Origin of the sequence: Ramlibacter tataouinensis, from assembly GCF_001580455.1 — a bacterium.
GTDB classification, from domain to species: Bacteria; Pseudomonadota; Gammaproteobacteria; order Burkholderiales; family Burkholderiaceae_C; genus Ramlibacter; species Ramlibacter tataouinensis_B.
The window spans coordinates 79,365-94,236 of sequence record NZ_CP010951.1 but is presented as its reverse complement, the minus strand read 5'-3'; the positions used below and the strand labels follow the sequence as shown (position 1 = coordinate 94,236).

Annotated in this window: 14 protein-coding genes; 7 read left to right on the top strand and 7 right to left on the bottom strand. The window is 68.2% G+C overall.

Annotated elements, in window-relative coordinates; all coding sequences use genetic code 11:
• Window positions 1–101: 101 nt before the first annotated feature.
• Complete coding sequence (locus tag UC35_RS00495; protein WP_061495048.1) at window positions 102–935, top strand: ABC transporter permease; 834 nt, start codon at window positions 102–104, stop codon at window positions 933–935.
• 27 nt (window positions 936–962) lie between these two features.
• On the opposite strand, the gene UC35_RS00490 is transcribed toward UC35_RS00495, so the two are convergent.
• Window positions 963–2,465 carry a transglycosylase SLT domain-containing protein gene (locus UC35_RS00490; protein WP_061495046.1) on the bottom strand — a complete coding sequence of 501 codons (1,503 nt, stop codon included), beginning with the start codon at window positions 2,463–2,465 and terminating at the stop codon, window positions 963–965.
• The gene (gene gloB, locus UC35_RS00485; RefSeq protein WP_061495044.1) at window positions 2,462–3,235 is read right to left on the bottom strand and encodes a hydroxyacylglutathione hydrolase; all 774 of its coding nucleotides are present in this window, start codon (window positions 3,233–3,235) and stop codon (window positions 2,462–2,464) included. Before gloB ends, UC35_RS00490 begins: the two co-directional genes overlap by 4 nt.
• Here gloB and UC35_RS00480 point away from each other — a divergent pair.
• The 6 genes from UC35_RS00480 (at window position 3,234) to UC35_RS00455 (ending at window position 10,472) form a co-directional block, all read left to right on the top strand.
• Entirely contained in the window at window positions 3,234–4,025 is a 792-nt protein-coding gene (locus UC35_RS00480; protein WP_227820419.1) for a class I SAM-dependent methyltransferase, read from the top strand. The genes gloB and UC35_RS00480 overlap by 2 nt on opposite strands.
• Window positions 4,022–4,483, top strand: a complete 462-nt coding sequence (gene rnhA / locus UC35_RS00475; RefSeq protein WP_061495033.1) for a ribonuclease HI — start codon at window positions 4,022–4,024, stop codon at window positions 4,481–4,483. Before UC35_RS00480 ends, rnhA begins: the two co-directional genes overlap by 4 nt.
• 143 nt (window positions 4,484–4,626) lie before the next feature.
• Window positions 4,627–5,943 (top strand): efflux RND transporter periplasmic adaptor subunit, encoded by a 1,317-nt coding sequence (locus UC35_RS00470; protein ID WP_061495031.1) that lies wholly within the window; start codon window positions 4,627–4,629, stop codon window positions 5,941–5,943.
• Window positions 5,944–5,952: 9 nt separating this feature from the next.
• Entirely contained in the window at window positions 5,953–9,078 is a 3,126-nt protein-coding gene (locus UC35_RS00465) for an efflux RND transporter permease subunit (RefSeq protein WP_061495030.1), read from the top strand.
• 25 nt (window positions 9,079–9,103) lie between these two features.
• Window positions 9,104–9,373: a MoaD/ThiS family protein gene (locus UC35_RS00460; RefSeq protein WP_061495028.1), complete on the top strand. Its 270-nt coding sequence runs from the start codon at window positions 9,104–9,106 to the stop codon at window positions 9,371–9,373.
• 4 nt (window positions 9,374–9,377) lie between these two features.
• A complete protein-coding gene (locus tag UC35_RS00455; protein WP_061495026.1) occupies window positions 9,378–10,472 on the top strand; it encodes a WD40/YVTN/BNR-like repeat-containing protein in 1,095 nt (364 codons plus the stop codon).
• A 124-nt stretch (window positions 10,473–10,596) separates the two neighbouring features.
• Here UC35_RS00455 and UC35_RS00450 read toward each other — a convergent pair whose 3' ends face one another.
• From UC35_RS00450 to UC35_RS00430, 5 genes are all read right to left on the bottom strand, one after another.
• Window positions 10,597–10,926: a hypothetical protein gene (locus UC35_RS00450; RefSeq protein WP_145979299.1), complete on the bottom strand. Its 330-nt coding sequence runs from the start codon at window positions 10,924–10,926 to the stop codon at window positions 10,597–10,599.
• Window positions 10,927–11,053: 127 nt separating this feature from the next.
• Window positions 11,054–12,319 carry a gephyrin-like molybdotransferase Glp gene (gene glp / locus UC35_RS00445; protein ID WP_061495023.1) on the bottom strand — a complete coding sequence of 422 codons (1,266 nt, stop codon included), beginning with the start codon at window positions 12,317–12,319 and terminating at the stop codon, window positions 11,054–11,056.
• Window positions 12,316–12,927, bottom strand: a complete 612-nt coding sequence (mobA, locus tag UC35_RS00440; RefSeq protein ID WP_061495021.1) for a molybdenum cofactor guanylyltransferase MobA — start codon at window positions 12,925–12,927, stop codon at window positions 12,316–12,318. The genes glp and mobA overlap by 4 nt, the downstream gene beginning before the upstream one ends.
• Window positions 12,924–14,039 (bottom strand): GTP 3',8-cyclase MoaA, encoded by a 1,116-nt coding sequence (moaA, locus tag UC35_RS00435; protein ID WP_061495019.1) that lies wholly within the window; start codon window positions 14,037–14,039, stop codon window positions 12,924–12,926. The genes mobA and moaA overlap by 4 nt, the downstream gene beginning before the upstream one ends.
• Before the next feature lie 59 nt (window positions 14,040–14,098).
• Window positions 14,099–14,860 carry an SDR family oxidoreductase gene (locus UC35_RS00430; protein ID WP_061495016.1) on the bottom strand — a complete coding sequence of 254 codons (762 nt, stop codon included), beginning with the start codon at window positions 14,858–14,860 and terminating at the stop codon, window positions 14,099–14,101.
• Between the last annotated feature and the right edge of the window lie 12 nt (window positions 14,861–14,872).

Sequence of the window (14,872 nt, the reverse complement as noted above, 5' to 3'; positions counted from 1 at the left end):
GAGGCCTGAGATGAAACGCCCCCACGCTCATCACTGCGTGTATTCGCTGCCCCCCGAGGGGGCCCAGGCCTCCTTTGGGGCGGCCCGGCAGGAGGCCTGAAATGAAATGGAAGCCGAGTGAGAACAACCTGCGCGCCTGGCAACTGGGCGCGCTGGTCGTGGTCCTGCTGCTCTGGCACCTGGTGTCGCGCAATGAGCAGACGGCTTTCTTCCTGGGCGAGCCGATCAAGGTGGCGGGCCGGATCTGGTCCTGGTTCCTGCCGGTGGAGATGCCGGCCAACGCCCTGTTCGCGGAAGGCCTGCCGGGGCGGGCCGACATCTACGTCCACCTGGGCGTCACGCTGCTGGAGACCGTGCTGGCCTTTGCCATCGGCACGGTGCTGGGCCTGGCCTTCGGCCTGTGGCTGGCGCTGGCGCCCACGGCCAGCGCGATCATGGACCCCTACATCAAGGCGGCCAACTCCATGCCCCGCGTGATCCTGGCACCGATCTTCGCGCTCTGGTTCGGGCTGGGTATCTGGAGCAAGGTGGCGCTGGCGGTGACGCTGGTGTTCTTCATCGTGTTCTTCAACGTCTACCAAGGCGTGCGCGAGGTCAGCCCGGTGGTGCTCGCCAACGCACGCATGCTGGGCGCCAGCCACAAGCAGCTGCTGCGCACCGTGTACCTGCCCAGCGCCACCAGCTGGGTCTTCTCCAGCCTACACACCTCGGTGGGCCTGGCCTTCGTCGGCGCCGTGGTCGGCGAATACCTCGGGTCGGCGCGCGGTGTCGGCTACCTGATCCTGCAGGCCGAGGGCACCTTCGACGTCAACACCGTGTTCGCCGGCATCGTGGTGCTGACAGCCTGCGCGCTGCTGCTCGACGGCCTGGTCGGCCGGATCGAGAAAAGGCTGATGAAGTGGCAGCCCCGGCAGGGCGAAACCGAGAAGATCTGAGCCTTTCGGCCCTGCCGGGACAGGACACTAACGGTGGGCCACCTTCTTGGCCGGCTTCCGGACCGTCGTGGCCTGGGCACTCGGCCGGGCCGCGGCCGGCCTGGCCTTGACGCTGCGCGAGGTGGCCTTCGAAGGCAGGAACAGCACCACCTGCTGGCCCGCGCGGAACGCGGCGGATGCCCCCACGTTGTTCCATTCGGCCACCTGGCCCGCGTTCAGCTTGTAGCGGCGGGCGATGCTGGCCACGGTGTCGTGCTTGCCGGCCTTCACCGTGGTGCGGCGCAGCACCGCCTCCGGCGCGAGATTGAGCTGGCCGTTGTCGGCCACATGGCCGGACACGTCGTCCTGGTTCTTGGTCGTGCGGGGCACGATCAGCACCGAACCGGCCTTGATCAGCATGCGCGGCGGGATGGTGTTGACGCTGCGCAGGTCCGCTTCGCTCATGCCGACGCGCTTTGCGGCTTCGGCCACGCTCATGGTCGACGGCGCGCTCCAGGCGGTCCAGCTGGCGTATTGCCCGGTGGTGTAGGCCTCGAAGTTGCGCTGGAAGATGGTGGCGTTGTCCCAGGGCAGCAGGATCTCCGGCGTGCCGGCGGCCAGAATCACCGGCCGGTTCTGCGAGGGATTGAGCGCCTTGAAGTCCTCCAGTGGCACGTCCGCCAGCCGCGCGGCCAGCGCCACGTCGATGTCGCGCGAGACCGTGACCGTCTGGAAGTACGGGTGGTTGCCGATGGCCGGCAGTTCGGAGCGGAAGCGTTCGGGGTCGGCCACGATGTTCTTCACCGCCTGCAGCTTGGGCACGTAGAACCGCGTCTCGTTGGGCATCTTCAGGTCCTGGTAGCCGGTGCCCAGGCCCGCCTTCTGGTTGCGCGCGATCGCGCGGCCCACGCTGCCTTCGCCCCAGTTGTAGGCGGCCAGCGCCAGGTGCCAGTCGCCGAACATGCCGTAGAGCTTTTGCAGGTAGTCCAGCGCCGCGCGCGTGGACGCGAGCACGTCGCGCCGGTCGTCGCGGAACACGTTCTGCTTCAGCTCGAAGAACTGGCCGGTGGCCGGCATGAACTGCCACATGCCGGCGGCGCGCGCGCTGGACACGGCCTGCGGATTGAATGCACTCTCGATGAAGGGCAGCAGCGCCAGCTCGGTGGGCATGTCGCGGCGCTCGAGTTCCTCGACGATGTGGAACAGGTACTTGCGGGAGCGCTCCGTCATGCGCTGCATGTAGTCGGGGCGGGTCGCGTACCACTGCTCCTGCTGGCGCACCAGGTCGCCATCGAGGTTGGGCATGCGAAAGCCGCGGCGGATGCGCTCCCACAGGTCCGGCGGCGGCGCCATCTGCGCCACGCCGCGGGAGGCGGCTTCTTCCGCGGTGATCGGGGTGAGTTCGCCGGCGGGGATCACGGCGGGCCCGGGGGCCGGGAGCTTGGCCGGTACCGCCTCGGACACGGCAGCCGGCACGGATGGCTGCGTCGTCGAGGCGCAGCCAGCCAGCCAAAGCGTCAAGGCCATGGCTGTCAGGGTAATCAGCTTCATTTGTGGTCGTTCTTCCATTGGCGCAGCGTGGCGAACACCGCCACGGCGTCGTCGACCGCGGCGGCGCCATGCGCGCGCGCCGCCTGCGCCACGCCTTCCTCGCGCGAGCGCAGGAAGGGATTGATTTGTCTTTCGAGCCCGATGCTGGAGGGCAACGTCGGCAGTCCCTGCGCGCGCAGCGATTCGCAGCGCGCCGCGTAATCGATGAGCTCGAGATTATCGGGCTCCACCGCCCTGGCGAACTTCAGGTTGCTCAATGTGTACTCGTGGGTGCAGCACACGCGGGTGTCGGCGGGCAGGGCTGCGAGCTTGTCCAGCGAGGCCAGCATCTGCGCCGGCGTGCCTTCGAAGAGCCGGCCGCAGCCGCCCGAGAACAGGGTGTCGCCGCAGAACAGGAGCGGCCGTCGGTCCAGCGATTCGCAGTAGTAGGCGACATGCCCGGCGGTATGGCCCGGCACGTCCAGCACCGTGAATTCCAGGCCGAGCAGGGTCAGGCGATCGCCCTCGGACAGGGGGGTGAGGGGCTGCGGGATGCGCTCGCGCGCCGGTCCCCAGACCCGGGCGCCGGTCGCCGCGCGCAGGGCATCCACGCCTCCGATATGGTCCGGATGATGGTGCGTGACTAGAATCGCTTCAAGCTGTAGGCCTTCGGACTGCAGGAACGCCATCACAGGCTGCGCGTCGCCCGGGTCGACCACCAGGGCCCGTTGCCCGTCGTGCAACAACCACAGGTAATTGTCCTGGAACGCCGGCAGCGGGATTAACTTCATGAGCGACCCGATTATAGGAATGCAGCAGTGGTTCGAGACCCCCCCGGGCCGCTACCTGCTTGCCTGGGAGCGCGCCGAGTTCGACCGCGCCGTGGGTGACATTTTCGGCTTCCATGCCTTGCAACTCGGCCTGTCCGGGATCGACACGCTGCAGTCCAACCGCATGCCGCATCGCTGGCTGGCCGTCCAGGAGCCGACTGCGGAAGGCGCCGCCCGGAGGCCGGCGCTGGTCACGAACTTCGGGGCCTTGCCGTTCGAGGAAAACAGCCTGGACCTGGTGGTGCTGCCGCACGCGCTGGAATTGAACCTCGACCCCCATGCCACCTTGCGCGAGGTCGAGCGGGTGCTCGTGCCCGAGGGCAAGGTGGTGATCTGCGGCTTCAATCCCGCCAGCCTCTGGGGCCTGCGCCAGCGGCGCGCGCAGCTGTGGCGCACCCTCGGGTTCGGCGAGCTGTTCCTGCCCCAGGTGGAGGAATTCATCGGCTACTGGCGCCTGCGCGACTGGCTGCGGCTTCTGAGCTTCGAGGTGGAGTCCAGCAGCTTCGGCGGCTACCGCCCGGCGTTTCGCACCGAGCGCTGGCTGGAGCGCTTCGACTGGCTGGACCACGCCGGCGAGCACTGGTGGCCGATTTTCGGCGCCGCCTATTTTCTGGTCGCGGTCAAGCGGGTGCGCGGGATCAAATTGATCGGCCCGGCGTGGAAACCCGCTCCCAAGATCGCTACCGCCCCGGTGCCGCTGGCCAATCGCGGGCATCGCATCTCAACCCATATGGAAGAAGAAGTCTCTTGAATCCGGTCGAAATCTATACGGACGGCGCCTGCAAGGGCAATCCTGGCCCCGGCGGCTGGGGCGTGCTGCTGCGTTCGGGCGCCACGAAGAAGGAACTCTACGGCGGCGAACGCGCCACGACGAACAACCGCATGGAGCTGATGGCGGTGATCCAGGCGCTGCAGGCGCTCAAGCGCCCCTGCGCCGTGACCCTGCACGTGGACAGCCTCTACGTGCTCAAGGGCATGACGGAATGGCTGCCCGGGTGGAAGGCCAAGGGCTGGCGCACCTCGACCAAGCAGCCGGTGAAGAACGTGGAACTCTGGCAGGCGCTCGACGAGCTGGTTTCCCAGCGCGGCCATTCCATCGACTGGCGCTGGGTCCGCGGCCACGACGGCGACCCCGGCAATGAGCGGGCGGACGCATTGGCCAACCTGGGCGTGGAAGTCGGGCTGGGGCGCCTGCCTGCACCAGTGTGAAGCTGGAGTAAAGCCGCCTGTCCCTGCCGGGACTGGGCATTAGGGCGGTCCACAATGTCGCGTTCGCGTACGCGCTGATACATTGGCAGCCTGGTTTCACAGCGATAACCAGAAGACGTCCCCGGGCGTGCCTCACGCAATTCATGTCGAAAGCAATCTACTCCGTCGTCGCCGCAGCCGGCATCGCGGCCGCGTCTGGCGCTGCCTGGTGGTATCAGAACAAGCCGGCCAAGCCGCCCGTCGACCCGGCGGCCGCTTCCTCGGCTGCCCCCGGGAGCGCCGCCAACGGCGGCAAGGCGCCTGCGGTGGAAGTCGCGCGTGTCGAAGTCGTCCGGCTCACCGATGACGCGCAGGCGGTCGGCAGCCTGCGTTCGCGCCAGGGCGTGGTGCTCAAGCCGGAAGTCAGCGGGCGCGTCACGCGCCTGAATTTCCGCGACGGCGACCGCGTCCAGAGGGGACAGCTGCTGGTGCAGCTGGACGACCAGCTGACGGCGGCGCAGGTGCAGCAGGCGCAGGCCGAACTGTCGATCGCGCGCGCCAACCACAAGCGCAACCAGGAGCTGGTAGCCCAGAACTTCATCGCGCAGCGCGCGGTGGACGAAAGCGCCGCCAACCTGCAGGTGGCCGAGGCCAAGCTGGCGCTTGCGCAGGCGACGGCCGCGCGCATGCGCATCGTCGCGCCCTTCGACGGCATCGCCGGCATCCGCAGCGTCAACGTCGGCGACTACCTGAAGGACGGCGCCGAAATCGTCAACATCGAGGACATCGACGCGATCTTCGTCGACTTCCGCCTGCCCGAACGCTTCCAGACCAAGGTCCAGCGCGGCCAGCGGGCGATCGTCGAAGTCGATGCGCTGCCCGGCCACAAGTTTTCCGCGGTGCTGCAGGCGATCGATCCGGCGGTGGATTCGGACGGCCGCTCGGTGGCGATCCGCAGTTGCATCGACAACCGCAAACTGATGCTGCGTCCCGGCATGTTCGCGCGAGTCACGGCGGTCTTCGGCGAACGCGACAACGCGCGCGTGGTGCCCGAGGAAGCCATCGTTCCGCAGCAGGGCAAGCAGTACGTCTACCGCCTGGTCGACGGGCCGGACCAGGACACCAAGACCGCGCAGCGCATCGAAGTGAAAGTCGGCCTGCGGCAGCCGGGCCGTGTCGAGATCATCGAGGGACTGCAAGCCGGCGATGTCGTCATCACCGCAGGGCACCAGCGCGTCCAGAAGGACGGGATGCCCGTGCGCATCCTGAACGTCGGCCAAAAGCCCGGCGGTGCGGCCGCCGCCAACGGCGCGGCCTCCGCCGCATCCGCAGCGGCTACGCCGGCGGCTGCCAGCGCTCCGCTGGCCAGCCCGGCGCTGGCCAAGACGGCGGCCGCGGCGGCGAAGGGCCTCGATCCCTGCGCGGCGGCCGCGCTGCCCGCGCCGCGCCCCGGCAACCCCGAGCCAGCGCGGCGCACCTGAAGGCGGTCCATGCAACTGCCTGAGATATCCATCCGGCGGCCCGTCTTCGCGACGGTGCTGTCCCTGCTGGTGGTCCTGGTCGGGCTGGTCAGCTTCAACCGCCTGTCGGTCCGCGAGTACCCGAAGATCGACGAGCCGGTGGTGACGGTGAGCGTCCGCTACCCCGGCGCCTCGGCTGAAGTGATCGAGTCGCAGGTCACCAAACCGCTGGAAGACTCCATCGCCGGCATCGACGCGGTGGACGTGATCACCTCGATCAGCCGGGCCGAGCAGAGCCAGATCTCGGTGCGTTTCCGGCTCGAGAAGGATGCCGACGCTGCCGCGGCGGAGGTGCGCGACCGCACCTCGCGCGTGCGCAACCGGCTGCCGCAGTCCATCGACGAGCCGGTGATCGCCAAGGTGGAGGCCGATGCCTTCCCGGTGATCTGGCTGGCCTTCACCAGCGACACGCTCAGCCCGCTGCAGATCAACGACCTGGTCACCCGCATCGTCAAGTCGCGGCTGCAGACCGTGACCGGCGTGGCGGACGTGCGCATCTACGGCGAACGCAAGTACGCCATGCGGGTCTGGCTCGACCCCGACAAGCTGGCCGGCTTCCGCCTGACCACCCAGGACGTGGAGGAGGCGATCGCGCGCAGCAACCTCGAGTTGCCGGCCGGCCGCATCGAGTCGCAGCAGCGCGAGTTCAGCGTCACTTCGCAGACCGACCTGGTGCAGCCGGCGCAGTTCCGCGAGATCGTGATCAAGAGCGTCAACGGCTTCCCGGTCAAGGTGCGCGACGTGGCGCGGGTGGAGGAGGGCGCCGCCGACGAGCGCAGCGCCGTGCGCCTGAACGGCCGTCGCGCGATCTCCGCCGGCGTGATCCGCCAGGCCACCGCCAATCCGCTCACGCTGTCGGAGGGCGTGCGCGACATGATCCCCAAGCTGAAGGCCGACCTGCCGCCGGACGTCAACATCGAGATCGCCAACGACAACTCGCTGTTCATCGACCGCTCGGTCAAGAACGTCTATCACACCATCACGGAGGCCATCGTGCTGGTGGCGCTGGTGATCTTCGTGTTCCTGCGAACGGTGCGCGCCTCCATCATCCCGATCGTCACCATCCCGGTGAGCCTGGTCGGCACCTTCGCGCTGATGGCGCTGTTCGGCTTCACGATCAACACCCTGACCCTGCTGGCTCTGGTGCTGGCCATCGGCCTGGTAGTGGACGATGCGATCGTGATGCTGGAGAACATCTTCCGGCACATCGAGGAAGGCATGAAGCCTTTCGCAGCGGCTATCAAGGGTGCGCGCGAGATCGGCTTCGCCGTGATCACCATGACCTTCACGCTGGTGGCGGTGTACGCCCCGCTGGCGTTCACGCCGGGTCGCACCGGGCGCCTGTTCGTGGAGTTCGCCCTGGCGCTGGCCGGCGCGGTGCTGGTGTCGGGCTTCGTGGCGCTGACGCTGACGCCCATGATGTGCTCGCAGCTGCTGCGGCACAACCCGAACCCGACCTGGTTCGACAGCCACATGGAGCGCTGGCTCACAGCCCTGTCGAACGGCTATGCGCGGGCGCTGCGCTGGGTGCTGCTGGCGCGCCGTGGCGGCACCGGGCCGGCGGGCCGGTTGCTGCAGGCGCGCTGGATCGTCATCGGCGTGATGCTCGCCAGCGCGCTGGCGATCGCCTCGATCTGGCCGACCATGAAGCAGGAACTCTCGCCGCTGGAAGACCGCGGCACGATCCTGGCGACCGTGAACGCGCCCGACGGCTCGACGCTGGACTACACCGACCGCTACGCGCAGGCGCTCGAGAAGCTCGGGCAGGAATACCCCGAGTTCGACCGCATTTTCGGCAACGTCGGCAACCCGACGGTGTCGCAGGCCAGCGTGGTCTACCGCACGGTGGATTGGGAGAACCGCAAGCGCACGACGCTGGAGCTGGCGCGCGAGATGGGCCCCAAGTTCAACGTGCTGCCGGGCGTCAATGCCTTCCCGATCACGCCGCCGTCGCTGGGCCAGGGCTTCCGCGAGCGGCCGCTGAACTTCGTGATCCAGACCTCCGACAGCTACGAGAACCTCAACCGCGTGGTCCGCGAGTTCCTCGACGAGATGGCGAAGAACCCCGGGATCGTCTCGCCGGACGTCGACCTGCGCCTGAACAAGCCCGAACTGCGCATCGAGGTCGATCGCGAAAAGGCCGCCGACATGGGCGTGAGCGTGCAGGTGGTGGCCAAGGCGCTGGAGACCATGCTGGGCGGACGGCAGGTGACGCGCTACAAGCGCGATGCCGAGCAGTACGACGTGATCGTGCAGACCGAGCCGCGCGGCCGCACCACGCCCGAAAACATCGACAGCATCAACGTGCGCGGCCGAAACGACACCATGGTGCCGCTGTCGGCGCTGGTGAAGGTGCGCGAAAGCGTGAGCCCGCGCGAGCTCAACCACTTCGGGCAGCGCCGCTCGGTGTCCATCACCGCCAACCTGGCCCCCGACTATTCGCTCGGTCAGGCCCTGCAGTACATGGACCAGACGGCGTCCAAGGTGCTCAAACCCGGCTACACCACCGACCTGAACGGCACCTCGCGCGAGTTCAAAGCCTCGCAAGGCGCGCTGGCGATCGTGTTCGTGCTGGCCCTGCTGTTCATCTTCCTGGTGCTGGCGGCGCAGTTCGAAAGCTTCGTGGACCCGCTGGTGATCATGCTGTCGGTGCCGCTGTCGATGATCGGCGCTTTGCTGGCGCTCAAGCTCTCGGGCGGGTCGCTCAACGTGTACTCGCAGATCGGGTTGATCACCCTGGTGGGCCTGATCACCAAGCACGGCATCCTGATCGTCGAATTCGCCAACCAGCTGCGCGAGCAGGGCATGGAAATCGTCGACGCCGTGGTCAAAGCCGCTTCGCAGCGCCTGCGCCCGATCCTGATGACCACCGGCGCCATGGTGCTGGGCGCCGTGCCGCTGGCGACGGCGACCGGCGCCGGCGCCGAAAGCCGCATCCAGATCGGCTGGGTGATCGTCGGCGGCATGTCCCTGGGCACGCTGCTCACGATCTTCGTCGTGCCGACCATGTACCTGCTGTTCGCGCGCAGCAAGGTGCCGGGCGCCAACCACGCGGCTGCGGAAGAGCAGATCCACCCGGATCTCGTCGCGAAGTAAACCGGGCCGGCGCAATAATGCGCCGGTGCCGTTCGTCGAATTCGCCCCGGCTCTCACCCGCCACGTGCCGTGCCCGCCCCAGCAGGTGAGCGCGGCGACGCTGGGCGACGCGCTGGCCCGCGCGTTCGAGGCGGCGCCTGCGATGCGCCACTATGTGCTCGACGAGCAGGGCGCGGTGCGCAAGCACGTGGCGGTGTTCGTCAACGCCCGCCAGATCGCCGACCGCTCGCGGCTGGACATCGCGCTCGAGCCCGGCGACAAGGTCCACGTCATCCAAGCGCTCACGGGAGGTTGATTCCATGCCTGCTGCACAGCCCGTCATCTGGGTCGGAACACGCAAGGGCCTGTTCGCGGTCCACAAGAATGCAACGGGCTGGAAGCTCGGCGCGCCGCACTTTCCCGGCGAACCCGTGACCCAGGTCGCGTTGGACCCGGCCGGCCGCGCCTGCTACGCGGCCCTGCGGCTCGGCCATTTCGGCGTCAAGCTCTGGAAGAGCGAGGACGAAGGCGCCAGCTGGAATGAAATCGCGGCGCCGGCGTTCCCGCCCAAGCCGACCGAAGGCGAGTGGAAGGACGACGCCATGCCCTGGTCGGTGGACATGGTGTGGGGCCTGGAAGCCGGGCCGGGCACCTTGTGGGCAGGCTGCCTGCCCGCGGGGCTGTTCAAGTCGGCCGACGGCGGCGCGAGCTGGCAGCTGGTCGAGAGCCTGTGGCTGCGGCCCGAACGCAAGGAGTGGTTCGGCGGCGGCTACGACCATCCGGGCATTCATTCGATCGCGGTCGATCCGCGTGATGCGAACCACGTGACGGTGGCCATCTCCTGCGGCGGCGTGTGGCAGACACGCGATGCCGGCGAAACCTGGGCCAACACGTCAACCGGCATGGTCTCCGACTTCATGCCGCCCGAGCGGCGCGAAGACCCCAACATCCAGGACGTGCACCGGATGGCCCAATGCCTGGCGCATCCGGACGTGTTCTGGGTGCAGCACCACGGCGGGCTGTACCGCTCCACCGACCGCGGCATGAACTGGCGCCGGCTCCCGGCGCCGGTTCCGAGCGGCTTCGGGTTCGCGGTGGCCGCGCATCCGTCGAATCCTCACCGCGCCTGGTTCGTGCCGGCGCACTCGGATGCGCAGCGCGTCCCGGTGGACGGCCGGATGGTGGTCACCGAGACGCTGGATGGCGGCGCCTCGTTCCACGTGCGCCGGCAGGGCCTACCCCAGCACGACGCCTATCACCTGGTCTATCGCCACGCGCTGGCGGTGAGCCACGACGGCACCATCCTGGCGATGGGTTCCACCACCGGCGGACTGTGGGTCAGCGAGGATGAGGGCACGACCTGGCAGTGCCTGTCGCGCGACTTGCCACCCATCGCCGTGGTCCGGATGGGCTAGAACGAGGTCAAAACCGCGCCAGTCGTCGTTGCGCTCGTGCCCTGGCGACGTCGCGCGCCTGGAGCGGCACGGTTTTCACCCCGTTCGCACTGCATGAGCAGTGCGAGCGGGTATTCAGTCCAGCTTAGGACTTCTTGCCGGCGGCGGCCTTGGCGTCGGCTTCAGCGCGCTTGATGTCCGCCTGGGCCTTGTCGTGGGCGGCCTTGGCGTCCTTCTCGCACGCCTTCTGCTCGTCGCCCTTCATGGGCTTGCACTTTTCCTTGGCGGCCTTGTAGTCGCCATCCGCCTGCTTCTTCATGGCTTTGACGTCGGCCTTGGCCGCATCGGAAGCAGCTGCCGGGGCAGTGCCCGAAGAGCCTGCGGCGCCCATCGAACCCGAGCTGGAGGTTTGGGCGAACACCGGGGCCGACAGGCCCAGGCACAAAGCGGCGGTGAGAGCAAGGATCTTTCTCATGGTCGGTTCCTGAAATGAAATGTGTTGAACAGCTTGAAGCCGGATTTCACCGGCTACCTTAATCAACGCACCCCACCGCCGGACGGGCTGTAGGACGACTTCGAAAATCCGTCGCCGCGCTCAGACGTCAGATCGCGCCATCAAACATCAACACGTCCACTTCCTCGCCTGCTGCCACGTTGCCTTGCGCGTGACTCAGCACGATCAGCCCGTTGGCTTCCACCATGGAACTCAGCACACCCGATCCCTGGTTGCCCGTGGTGCGAACCTGGAGCGTGCCGTCCGCGGCACGGCTGACCCTCCCGCGCTGGTATTCGGTGCGGCCGGGCTTCTTGCGCATGGCTTCGAGGCTGCGCGCCCGCAGCATGGGCGTGGGCTCGGCCGTTGCGCCCATCATCTTCAGCAAGGCCGGACGCACGAAGGCCAGGAAGGTCACCATGACGGCGACCGGATTGCCAGGCAGCCCGAACAGCACCGACGAGCCGATGCGCCCCACCGCCATGGGACGGCCCGGACGCATCGCAATCCGCCAGAACGCGACATCACCGAGTTTGGCCATCATGGCCTTGGTGAAGTCGGCTTCTCCCACGCTGACGCCGCCGCTGGTGATGATGGCGTCGGCCTCGGCGGCGGCTGAGCGAAACGCGGCCTCCAGCCGGGCCGGGTCGTCGCGGACCACGCCCATGTCGATGACCTCGCAGCCCAGGCGCGTGAGCAGGCCGTGCACCGTATAGCGGTTGCTGTCGTAGACGGCCCCTTCGCGCGGCGCCTCGCCCAGGCTCAGGATTTCGTCGCCGGTGGAGAAGTAGGCCACGCGCAGGCGCCGGCGCACCGCCACCTGCGCGATGCCCAGGCTCGCCAAAAGGCCGCAGGCCGCCGGACCCAGGAGCGTGCCGGCCGCCAGGGCAGCCTTGCCCTGCATCAGGTCTTCGCCCATGAGGCGCCGGTTGTCGCCGGGCCGCACGACGTCCGTGGAGAAGGTGATGCGTCCTTCGCCTGCGGGCTTGGTGAACTCCTGCGGCACCACGGTGTCGAGGCCGGCCGGCATGATCGCGCCCGTCATGATCTTGACGCACTGGCCGGGACCGACCTGGCCCTGCCAGGCCTTGCCGGCGAGCGCGGTGCCGGCAAGCTCCAGCGTCAGCGCCTGGCCGCGCAACTGCGCGCCGTCGAAGGCGTAGCCGTCCATCGCCGAGTTGTCGTGCGGCGGAACGCTGATGGGGGAGACGATGTCCCGGGCCAGCACGCGGCCCTGCGCCGCGAAGATGCCCACGGTGTCTTCCCCTTGCGCGGGCTGCACCAGCCGCGCGAGGAACTCATTCACCGCCCCGGCGCTCAGGGCCTGCGGGTCGTAGCCTGCAAGCTCCGCCGCGATTTCGGCGATCGTTTTCATGGGCTTGCCAGCCGGCGCAACTCCGCCTGGGTGTTGGCGTTGAAGAATGCCCGCGGGTCGTCGCCGGGGGCGTCGAAGGTCACCACGGCCGTGGGATGCTGGGCGGTCCAGGCGTCGATCTTGCGCCCGCCGGCCTGGGTGAACTTCACCAGGCTTTCGAGCAGGTCCACCCGCAGCAGGCAGAACACCGGCTGGGTGCGCAACTGGCCGTCCTCCTCGCGCGCCGCGGCCATGGCGATGTCGGCGCCCTGCGCCTCGGCGGCTTGCGCCAGCCGCTCGACCAAGTCTTGCGGAAACAAGGGCGTGTCGCAGGGAACGGTCACCAGCCAGGGCGTCTGGCACTGCTCGAGCGCGGTGAGGAAGCCCGCCAGCGGCCCCGGGAAGTCAGGCAGCACGTCCGGCCAGACCGGCACGCCGAAGGACTCGTAGGCGCCCAGGTTGCGGTTGGCATTGATCATCACTTCGCCCACCTGGGGTTGCAGGCGCAGCAGGGTCGCCAGCGCGAGCGGCATGCCGTTGAAGTTCTGCAGGCCCTTGTCGACGCCGCCCATGCGCGAGCCGCGCCCGCCCGCGAGGATCACCCCGGTCACTGAGGAGGCTTCGATCATCCGCCGATGTAGCTCATCTCGACGCGCCGCCGTCCCGACTGCGCCTCGGGGGGCATGCTGGCGCGCAACTCGGAATAGCGGTCCTCGCGGCCATGCCAGATGTGCGCGATCGCGGAGGCGATCTGCGCGTCGCTGGCGCCGCCGCGCAGCAGCGCACGAAGGTCATGGCCCTGCGAGGCGAACAGGCACAGGTAGACCTGGCCCTCGGTGGACAGCCGGGCGCGGTTGCAGTCGCGGCAGAAGGCCTGGGTGACGCTGCTGATCACGCCGATTTCCCCGCGACCATCGGCGTAACCCCAGCGCTCGGCCGTCTCGCCGGGCGCGCTGGGTGACAGCGGCACCAGTGGAAACTCGGACTGCAGCAGGCGGATCACCTCGGCCGAGGGCATCACCTCTTCCATGCGCCAGCCATTGGTGGCGCCGACGTCCATGTATTCGATGAAGCGCAGCACGATGTCCGAGCCGCGGAAATGCCGGGCCATGGGCAGGATTTCGTGTTCGTTGGTGCCGCGCTTGACCACCATGTTGACCTTGATCGGGCCCAGGCCTGCCTCGCGTGCCGCGTCGATTCCGGCCAGCACTTCGTGCACCGGGAAATCGACGTCGTTCATGCGCCGGAACACCGCATCGTCCAGGCCGTCGAGGCTGACCGTCACGCGCTTGAGCCCGGCCGCCTTCAGGGCCTTGGCCTTGCGCGCCAGCAGCGAACCGTTGGTGGTGAGCGTCAGATCGAGCGGCTCGCCCGCGGGCGTGCGCAGGGCCGCCAGTTGCTCGACCAGGATTTCGACGTTCTTGCGCAGCAGCGGCTCGCCGCCGGTGAGCCGGAGCTTCTGCACCCCATGCGCCACGAACAGGCGGGCCAGGCGCGTGATTTCCTCGAATGTCAGAAGAGCGGAATGCGGCAGGTAGCTATAGTCCTTGTCGAAGACTTCCTTGGGCATGCAATAGCTGCAGCGGAAGTTGCAGCGGTCGGTGACGCTGATGCGCAGGTCGTGCAGTGGCCGCCCGAGCCGGTCCGCCAAAAGGCCGGTGGCGGCGATGTCCTGCTCGGGGACATGCGCCGCGCGGGCCGCCGTGCGACGGTCGACCAGGGGGATCACTCGTTCAGCCATGTGTTTATTGTCCCGCGCTGCGGGTCTCCCGTCCTAGGGAAAATCGGCACTATTTTTGATCAAACGCAGCGCGCGCCGTCAACCTCGATGCAGACCCCGGAAATGAACGCGGCCTCATCGCTGGCCAGGTAGAGCGCGGCATTGGCCACGTCCAGCGAGGTGGAAAAACGTCCAAGCGGGATGGTCGCCAGGAATTTCGCGCGCCGCGCCTCGTCGACCGGCCCGCCGGCGAACTCGGCCGACAGCCCGGTGTCGGGGTTGAACACGGGGTTGATGCAGTTGACCCGGATGTTCTCCGGCCCGAACTCGGCCGCCAGCGACTTGCTGGTGGTGATCACCGCGCCCTTGGAGCCGTTGTACCAGGTCAGGCCCGGGCGCGGCCGCACGCCGGCGGTGGAGGCGATATTGATGAAGCAGCCGCCCTTGTTGGCACGGAAGGCCGGCACGGCATGCAGGGTGGCCAGGTAGATGCTCTTGACGTTGACCGCATAGACCCGGTCGAACTCTGCTTCGCTGACTTCAAGCGCCGGCCGGTTGCGGTGGGTCCAGCCGGCGTTGTTGACCATGACGTCGAGCTTGCCGTGCCGCTGCACTGCCGCCTCCACCAGCGCCTTGACATCGGCCGAGCGCGTCACATCGGCCGCGAGGAAGGACGCCTGGCCGCCGTCGGCGCGGATCTGCGCCACGACTTTCTCGCCAAGCTCGCGGTTGATGTCGTTGACGATCACCTGCGCCCCTTCCGCCGCCAGCCGCTTCGCGATGCCCTCGCCGATGCCGCCGCCGGAGCCGGTGACGATGATGGATTTGCCTTTCACACGCATGAGGAGCACTCC

What these genes read in the sequence shown, in the direction of transcription:
- UC35_RS00490 (WP_061495046.1), bottom strand. Translation starts at nt 2,465, where the DNA reads ATGAAGCTGATTACCCTGACAGCCATGGCCTTGACGCTTTGGCTGGCT.
- UC35_RS00450 (WP_145979299.1), bottom strand. Translation starts at nt 10,926, where the DNA reads ATGAGAAAGATCCTTGCTCTCACCGCCGCTTTGTGCCTGGGCCTGTCG.
- gloB (WP_061495044.1), bottom strand. Translation starts at nt 3,235, where the DNA reads ATGAAGTTAATCCCGCTGCCGGCGTTCCAGGACAATTACCTGTGGTTG.
- UC35_RS00470 (WP_061495031.1), top strand. Translation starts at nt 4,627, where the DNA reads ATGTCGAAAGCAATCTACTCCGTCGTCGCCGCAGCCGGCATCGCGGCC.
- moaA (WP_061495019.1), bottom strand. Translation starts at nt 14,039, where the DNA reads ATGGCTGAACGAGTGATCCCCCTGGTCGACCGTCGCACGGCGGCCCGC.
- mobA (WP_061495021.1), bottom strand. Translation starts at nt 12,927, where the DNA reads ATGATCGAAGCCTCCTCAGTGACCGGGGTGATCCTCGCGGGCGGGCGC.
- UC35_RS00495 (WP_061495048.1), top strand. Translation starts at nt 102, where the DNA reads ATGAAATGGAAGCCGAGTGAGAACAACCTGCGCGCCTGGCAACTGGGC.
- UC35_RS00465 (WP_061495030.1), top strand. Translation starts at nt 5,953, where the DNA reads ATGCAACTGCCTGAGATATCCATCCGGCGGCCCGTCTTCGCGACGGTG.
- UC35_RS00430 (WP_061495016.1), bottom strand. Translation starts at nt 14,860, where the DNA reads ATGCGTGTGAAAGGCAAATCCATCATCGTCACCGGCTCCGGCGGCGGC.
- UC35_RS00455 (WP_061495026.1), top strand. Translation starts at nt 9,378, where the DNA reads ATGCCTGCTGCACAGCCCGTCATCTGGGTCGGAACACGCAAGGGCCTG.
- UC35_RS00480 (WP_227820419.1), top strand. Translation starts at nt 3,234, where the DNA reads ATGAGCGACCCGATTATAGGAATGCAGCAGTGGTTCGAGACCCCCCCG.
- glp (WP_061495023.1), bottom strand. Translation starts at nt 12,319, where the DNA reads ATGAAAACGATCGCCGAAATCGCGGCGGAGCTTGCAGGCTACGACCCG.